We start from the raw sequence: 6,175 nt of genomic DNA, 5'->3' as shown, positions 1-6,175 counted from the left end.
GTCCAGCATTCTGTCGATCATCTCCTTCACTTTGTCGTCAAGTTTTTCCTGAGGAACGACAGCGTTGACGATCCCCCACTCGTAGGCAGTCTTAGCATCTATTTCGCTGCTCATCATGACTATCTCGGCTGCCCTCTTCAATCCTATGTGCAAAGGCAACCATTGAGAGAGACCGCCGATAGAAGTCATCCCAACCCTCGGCCCGGGAGAGATGAACCTCGCGTTTTCGCTCGCAACAGCCAAATCGCATGCGCAGACGAACTCGAAACCTCCTCCAGCTGTAACTCCATTCACTCTCGCTATAACCGGTTTTCCGCAGTGCATTATCATGTCGAAAACTCTTCCGTAAATTTCTCCCCACTTCCAGAAGTCGGAAGGTTTCTTCGTGTACTCTTCAGCGTACTCATGCACATTACCGCCGGTGCAGAAGGCTTTGTCTCCCACACCGGTCAGGACTATAAACTGCACGTCGTCGTTCCACATAGCTCTCTCTATTGCATCGACCATCTCTCTAAGCGTGGTCAATGTGTAAGAATTGTATTCATGCGGTCTGTTTATTGCTATCAAAGCCGTATGCGTGTACCAATTTTCGTCGTAAATAATCTCTTTGTAGTCCGCCATGATAAGATGTTGGAGAGGGAAAATATAAAGTTTACGAATTAAAGCCAAAATTAATTGTTACCTTTACTTTGTAAAGATCTCTGTAAAGCTAACAATGCCGCTCCGTAAGCACCGATTATTTGAGGGTTGTCTGGGATGGAAATGCTGACTTTAAGCTCCTCCTCCAGAGCTTTTACCACTCCCCTATTTTTGGCGACTCCTCCTGTCATCACAACTCTCTCTCTAATCCCCACCTGCTTTACAATTCCAGCCACCCTTTTAGCTATAGCCCTGCAAACCCCTGCAACAACATCATAAACATCCTTTCCTTCAGCGAGCAAAGAGATAACTTCGCTTTCTGCAAAAACCGTGCAAACGCTCGTAATCTCAACTCTATTCTTAGCTTTAAAATACGCTTCCGAGAGCTCTTCAAGCGTTAAACCGAGAGTTGATGCCATTACCTCAAGGAATTTTCCAGTTCCAGCAGCACATTTGTCGTTCATCGCAAAGTTGATAACTCTCCCGTTTTCATCTAAGGCTATAGCTTTGGAATCCTGCCCTCCTATGTCTATAACAGTTCTGCAATCCGGGAAAATTTTTTTGACTCCAGTTGCATGGCAAGTTATCTCGGTAACTTTTTCATTCGCAAACTCCTCGGCAGCCAGATTTCTTCCGTAGCCGGTGGCTATTATGTATTCAACATCTCCATCGACTTTTTTCAAAGCTTCCTCAAGAGCAAGCTTGCCAACTTCTTTAATCTTCGCTCCAGTTTTAATTATGCTGTAGGAGAGAATTTCCCCTTTTTCATCTATTACGCAAGCCTTAGTCGTGTTAGAGCCTATATCCACTCCGGCGAACATCATAACAGAGCCTCGATAAACGCGTCTATTTTCGTTTTTGCCCTCTCAATAGGCATCATCCTCGGATCGCATTGGGGAGCTTCAAGGATCAAGCTTGGAACTCCAAGATCCTCTTTCAATCTTTCAGCAAGGGGATAAATTATCGCCGAGGTAATTCTGCATCCGGTGTTTTCGAGGAGTAAAGCCCCGTCTATATCAGCTTTTCTTGCAGTCTTTATAACGCTGTCCAAAAAGGAGTAATCGCAGTTTGTGAAGTGGAAGCTTCTCTTAGCCATGCTTCTGAAGGGGTCTTTTGCTTCAACTCTATGAACCGAAGCGTTAACATAGAGGTTGACCGGGAAATTTGCCCCTTTGCTTTCGCAGTACTGGTAAAGTTCGAGCGTGTGCCAAGGCATTATACCGAAAGTAAGAAACCTCAGCTTTTCCTCAGAAACTCCCTCCCTCTTCTTTACCCTCTCCTTTATTTTTTCGTAAGCCTTTTCACAGAACTCCAAGGCGTAGTCGCTGCCGAGGACGAAGAAGGCTATGAACACCAAATCACCTATCTCCCTCTGACTCCCGGGAGTTGGTTTAGACATCATCAGCTTTAAGATTTCTATGAGAAGCTCGGAAGTTTTCTCGGAAGTCTTAAAAACTTCCCTCATTCTCTCCTCATCAAACCCTCCAGCAATCCCCTCCATGAACTCGACAAGCTTCTTCAGCCTTGAGATCACGTATTCCAAGTAGATTTCATCAACCCATTCAGCATCTTTGGTTAGCTCATCCACATTCTTCAAAGAATCCTTCGTCCAGTAGGGATAATTGACGAAAAACCTCGGTACTTTGTAGTATCTGGCGAAAACTTCAGCCATCTCTGTATGAGCGACACACAAAGCCCTCGTTCCAACTATAAAGTCCGGCTTCGGCATTAAAGGCTTCGTAGCCTTTTCCGGAGAGATTATCGACCCTATGGTCGTCTTAAAGTAATCGCAGAGGAAATGGGAGTAACCAGAAGATATAGCTTCGTCTATTAAAGCTGCTGATGATCCTCTTGCCGCACAGTAAGCCGAATACTGCTCCGGAAAAGCTGAAACTACGTCGAAAACGTAAATCAATTCCGAAGGATGGAAGGAGAAAAACCAGCCTACAGGTCTGCCCTTTTTTAGTAGCTCCTCCTGTCTCGCTAAATGCTTCTTGAACAAACTTCTGTAAAGCTCCTTATAGCCGAGGGGATTCCACATCCTTTCACCTTCCGAAAGATTCGATAAAGGCTTCCACTCTCGTTTTGTACTGCTCAATACTAATCGGATACTCGTAATCCAAAACTAATACCGGAACGTTCAATTCTCTAACTATCCAGCTGCACTGATGTCCGCAGATCTCGCAACCCCTCTCCTTCATGAGAATAGCAGCTTCAGCTTCGCTCTTCTCGATCCTTCTGCTTATGAACTCGATCCTTTCGTCGATCGGCGAATCTTTAGCTGACATCGTGCATGAGCATATAGAAAAGTACCTCTTCGCAACGCTTTCAATGGAAGAGTCATCTACCAAGCCGGAGTAGTAAGCTGCGGAAGTGCAGAAATCATCGGAAACTATCGCCAAACCCCACTCTTCAAGATTTCTAAGAAAGTTCACATCAGTAAAATCCGTTCCAGAAACGTGGACTCTGATTTTGTAATCCTCTCTTCCCTCCCTCCGCTCGGCTTCTCTGTAAAAATCCCTCGCTATTTGCAAAAAGTCTTCCTTAAGCATTTGCTGGGAAATTAGCATTAAAGAGAGAAATTCGCTTCCGCTAACTTTCGGATTCTCCATGCTTCTCAAACTGTCTATTCTCGAACACAGGATTCTGTACTCATTGTAAATCTTCACTGAATCTCTAAGCTTCTTCTCATCAATATCCACTTTCAAAAAATTGGCGAGCTTTAAAGAAAACCTCTCCAGCTCGTCTTTAAAGAACTGGAAAGATAGCTCGTCCTTCACGAAAGGGAACTGGATGAGATAGGAAAAGTCAGGTTTAACATAAAAGGTGTAGGAAGAAAATAGATGGATTTTCGTGTCGTCGGTTGTTGAAGAAACAACGCCATCGACTTTGAAACCCCTCAGAGCGTCTTCCATAACTCCTCGTGAATAGCTGCACATCCAGCTTGGAAACTTCGCGTAAACCTCTTTGAATTCGTTAACTCCGAAGAGCCTTATTGGAACCGCTCCAAAAGCGTGAATTACCTCTTCTGGAACAGTGTTGCACATTGTCCCGATTATTTTCTTCCCTCTTCTCCTGTACTCTTCGATCTTCCTCCTTTCAACGAAAAACTCCTGAAAAATTTTTGAAATCATTTTACCCTCCACGCTTCTTTCTCTCCTCTTCCCTAAGAACTCTCCTGAGTATTTTTCCTACGGCACTCTTCGGAAGCTCGTCTCTGAACTCGACTATTCTCGGAATCTTGTAAGCTGCCAAGTGTTTCCTTGCAAATTCAATGATCTCCTCTTCCGTAACCTTTCCTTTGTACTCCGGCTTGAGAACTATGAAAGCCTTTGGCACTTCTCCTCTGTACTCGTCAGGAACTCCTATCACAGCGCACTCCAAAACGGCTGGATGTCTGTACAACACTTCTTCAACCTCCGAAGGATAGACGTTGTACCCGCTTACGATGATCATGTCCTTCTTCCTGTCGACAATGTAGATGTAGCCGTCCTCATCCATGTATCCAATATCGCCGGTGTAAAGCCATCCATCTCTTATCGCTTCCTTCGTTCTTTCCGGATCGTTCCAGTACTCTCTGATTATTTTCTTGCTTCTCAGAACGATCTCTCCAACGTTCTCCTCTCCCGGCGGAAGATCTTTACCAGTCTCCGGATCGATTATTTTAATCTCAACACTCGGCACTGGCATTCCAGCACTTCCAACTTTTATAACTCCATGAACGGGGTTGCTCGTTCCTATTATCGCAGCCTCCGTCAACCCCCACTGTTCGATTACTGTCGCATCTGGCATCAACTCCTTAACCTTCCTCAAAAGCTCTATCGGCACAGGAGCGGATCCGACACTAATCACCCTAACAGACGATAAATCTCTGTTCCTGACTTCCGGATGGTTCACTATTGCCACAAGATGAGTTGGGACGCAGTGGATCTGAGTAATTCTGTATCTTTCTACAGCTCTCAGAAATTCGCCAGCCTCGAAGTAAGGGAAAAGAACGACTGTTCCAGCGTTGTAGAAAACGTTCATGTTGCTCGTCCATATTCCGTTTCCGTGGAACATCGGCATCAGCCCTGAGAAAACATCTTTGCCCTTTCTCGCGTCAAGCACTATCGAAAATATCTTTGCATCAATCATCAGGTTTCTGTGGGTGTAAACAGCTCCTTTCGGTCTTCCAGTTGTACCGCCGGTGTATGTTAGAGAAGCAACATCTTCAAGGGAGACATCGAACTTCGCTGGCTTTGGATTCTTCTTCAAAAGTTCCGTGAAGAAGATAACCCTTTCGTCACTCTTCAGCTCCTCCTCATTCTTGTAGGGCAAAAACCTCCTTGAGGTTGGGGGCAAGTAGTCTTTCAAGCTCGTGACGAAAACGTATTCAAGAGGAGTCTTGTCGAAAACAGCTTTCACCCTATCGTAGAGAATGTCAAGAGTTACAATAGCCTTCGCTCCCGAATGATTGAGTTGGTACTCAAGCTCCCTTTCCGTGTACATAACGTTTGTGTGAACAGCTATCATCCCATTGCTCAACGCTGCAAAATAGCCGATGTTGAACTGCGGACAGTTCGGCATGAAGAAGGAAATTCTGTCCCCCTTTTCCAGATAATCCGAAAAAGCGTTAGCAACCCTCAAAACCTGATCGAAAAATTCCCTATACGTTAAGGTGTGTCCGTAGTAGATTATAGCATCCTTGTCAGCATACTCCTTTGCAACTTCAGCTAACATCTCTGGCGGAGTTTTGTCAGGCTCTTCGATATCCTCCGGCCACCCTATGTATTTGTACCATCTCTTCCAAATCATCCAAACCACCTTTTACATTTTTAAACGATTATCAGTTATTTTCTAAAACTTGTAAAGGTAATTTATAAGCTTTACGCAACTTTGTAAAAGTTAGCTGCGTTGCACAATACTCTTGACTCTGTGCCACATTCCCTCTGGGAATAGCAAAGCGACTGCTATCAAAATTGCGTAAAGCACGATTTCGTCGTTTACAAAAGCACCCTGCGGAATCATCGTCTTTAGGAAGAGGTTCTTCAGCAAGTAAATTATAATCCCACCAATCAGAGGACCGTAGAGAGTTCCAAGCCCTCCAAGGACTGCGGAAAGAATTATCATAAGCATTAACGGAATGTCATACAAATCCGGACCGGCTGTTATTCTATAGAGAACCATCGTTGCTCCGGCAATTCCAGCAAAGAAAGAACTTATCATGAAAGATAAAACTTTGTACTTCACAACATCTATTCCCAAAGCTTCAGCCAGTTCCTCATCATCCCTAACCGCCATGAATCTGTAGCCCAAATCGCTTTTGACGATGTACCGCATAGCCAAAAAACAGATCAGAAAGATCGCAAAGGCTATGTAATATCTAACCACAGGAGAAGTCGATAATGCTCTTTCCAAACCAATTGAAAAACCTTCTTCTCCACCGAAAACGTCTGAAAAGACGTAAACGCTCTGGATAAAAACGAGAGGGAGAATTGCCGTGACTAAAGCGAAGTAGTACCCTTTCAGCCTCAGAGTTATGAAACCTATAGCAGCT

The 6,175-nt window shown here is 44.6% G+C and carries 6 protein-coding genes; all 6 read right to left on the bottom strand.

Annotation, left to right across the window (positions count from 1 at the left end; all coding sequences use genetic code 11):
- Positions 1–621, bottom strand: a 621-nt coding sequence (locus F7C14_RS08245; RefSeq protein ID WP_290901725.1) for an enoyl-CoA hydratase/isomerase family protein, incomplete at its 3' end; no start/stop codon positions are given.
- A 50-nt stretch (positions 622–671) separates the two neighbouring features.
- Entirely contained in the window at positions 672–1,463 is a 792-nt protein-coding gene (locus tag F7C14_RS08240; protein WP_290901723.1) for an acyl-CoA dehydratase activase, read from the bottom strand.
- Positions 1,460–2,680, bottom strand: coding sequence for a 2-hydroxyacyl-CoA dehydratase subunit D (locus F7C14_RS08235; protein WP_290901721.1), 1,221 nt, complete (start codon positions 2,678–2,680; stop codon positions 1,460–1,462). The genes F7C14_RS08240 and F7C14_RS08235 overlap by 4 nt, the downstream gene beginning before the upstream one ends.
- 4 nt (positions 2,681–2,684) lie before the next feature.
- Positions 2,685–3,773, bottom strand: a complete 1,089-nt coding sequence (locus F7C14_RS08230; protein ID WP_290901719.1) for a 2-hydroxyacyl-CoA dehydratase subunit D — start codon at positions 3,771–3,773, stop codon at positions 2,685–2,687.
- Position 3,774: 1 nt separating this feature from the next.
- Complete coding sequence (locus tag F7C14_RS08225; protein WP_290901717.1) at positions 3,775–5,433, bottom strand: long-chain fatty acid--CoA ligase; 1,659 nt, start codon at positions 5,431–5,433, stop codon at positions 3,775–3,777.
- Positions 5,434–5,523: 90 nt separating this feature from the next.
- Positions 5,524–6,175: branched-chain amino acid ABC transporter permease (locus tag F7C14_RS08220; protein WP_290901715.1), on the bottom strand; the 652-nt coding region annotated here is incomplete at its 5' end.

This window comes from Ferroglobus sp., from assembly GCF_015521575.1.
Classification (GTDB): Archaea; Halobacteriota; Archaeoglobi; order Archaeoglobales; family Archaeoglobaceae; genus Ferroglobus.
This window is presented reverse-complemented; position numbering and strand designations above follow the sequence as displayed.